This is a genomic window from Arthrobacter sp. Y3223164, assembly GCF_059091005.1.
In genome coordinates this window covers 1-1,514 of the sequence record NZ_JBNHGF010000536.1, presented here as the reverse complement: position 1 = coordinate 1,514, position 1,514 = coordinate 1, and the positions used below count along the sequence as shown (strand labels likewise).

Annotated in this window: 3 protein-coding genes; 2 read left to right on the top strand and 1 reads right to left on the bottom strand. The window is 71.5% G+C overall.

The features are described 5' to 3' along the window. Nucleotides 1-432, top strand: a 432-nt coding sequence (locus AC5RUJ_RS16190; RefSeq protein ID WP_494156235.1) for a PLP-dependent transferase, incomplete at its 5' end; no start/stop codon positions are given. 38 nt (nt 433-470) lie between these two features. Continuing rightward, complete coding sequence (locus AC5RUJ_RS16185; protein WP_493976898.1) at nt 471-794, top strand: DUF2516 family protein; 324 nt, start codon at nt 471-473, stop codon at nt 792-794. Nucleotides 795-806: 12 nt separating this feature from the next. On the opposite strand, the gene AC5RUJ_RS16180 is transcribed toward AC5RUJ_RS16185, so the two are convergent. After that, a partial coding sequence (locus AC5RUJ_RS16180; protein WP_494156234.1) for a class I SAM-dependent methyltransferase occupies nt 807-1,514 on the bottom strand: 708 nt, incomplete at its 5' end.

Genomic DNA, 1,514 nt, shown 5'->3' with positions numbered 1-1,514 from the left:
CCGTTCGAGACCTGGCTGGCACTGCGCGGCGTGCGGACTCTGGCGCTGCGGGTGGAACGCTCCCAGGCCACTGCCGGCGAACTCGCCCGAAAACTGCAGCAACACCGGGCCGTGGAGGCCGTGCGCTACCCCGGCCTGCCCGAAGACCCGGGGCACGCCCGCGCCGCGGCGCAGATGGACGGCTTCGGCTCCATCATCGCCATTCAGGTCAAGGGCGGGGCAGCGGCCGCGGACAAGGTCATTGACGCGCTCAGGCTGTGGCTGCCGGCCACCTCGCTGGGCGGCGTGGAATCGCTGATCGAGCGGCGCCGCCGCCATGTCAACGAACCCGAGAGCGTTCCGGAGAACCTGCTGCGGCTGTCGGTGGGAATCGAGAACCCCGCCGACCTCTGGGCGGACCTGGACCAGGCACTCGCCGCGGCGGACGTGTGAGGCTGCCGAAACGCACCCCCACCGGTTAGGCTTAAGCCGTGCTACTCGCCTACGACATCCAATACTGGCTCTACACGGTCCTGGGGCTGGTCGCCCTGGTGATCGAGATATGGGCGCTGGCGGATTGCGTGGGCCGCAAGGCCGACTACTTCCAGGCCGCATTCAAGAAGACCAAGGGCTTCTGGGTCGGCGTGCTGGCCGCCTCCACGGCGGTCGGGGCCCTGGCCGCGTTGGGCGCCGGCGGCCTGGGCACGTGGATGATCTTCCAGCTGGCCGCCGTTGCCGCTGCCGGCGTGTACCTGGCGGACGTCAAGCCCGCCCTGATCGAGGTCAAGGGCGGCGGGTCCGCCTACCCCTGGTAGGTTCTGCCTCACTCACCCCGCGGGCGCGACGGCGTGCCACGCCACGGTGACTTCCCCCAGCCGCCACCTCGACGGCCCGTCGAGAAGCGGCCACCCGGCGTCGTGCATCCTCTGGCACATGGCCAGCCAGCGCTGCCGGATTCCGAACGCGGCCAGCGGAGCCGCGTCTGCCCACGCGCGGTCCAGCGCCTGCAGGTAGCGGTGCACCCGCTCGCCGGGAACATTGTGGTGGATCAGCGCCTTGGGCAGCCGCTCGGCCACCTCGGAGGGCCGGCAGAAGGCGCCGAACCGCAGCGAGATGCTCAGCGAGAGCGGCCCTTCCGGCGCCACCGCGATCCAGGTGGCGCGGCGGCCGATCTCATCGCAGGTGCCGTCGATGAACAGCCCGCCCGGCGCCAGCCGTCCCCGCACCGTGTCCCACGCCGCGCCGTACTCGGATTCCGGGTACTGCCGCAGCACGTTGAACGCGCGGACCACCGCGGGCCGCCGGCCTGCCACCGGGATTTCGAAGCCGCCCTGCCGGAAGGTCAGGCCAGGCCGCTCCAAAGCCTTGGCCACGGCGACGCGTGCCGGCTCAATTTCGATCCCGATCACCTCAATGTCGAGGCGCACCCGGGACAGGCGGTGGTGGAGTTCGACGGCGGTGGTTGGCGCCGCCCCATAGCCCAAGTCGATGACGAGCGGGTCCGCCGACCGGCGGAGGCAGCCGGCGGCCGGACC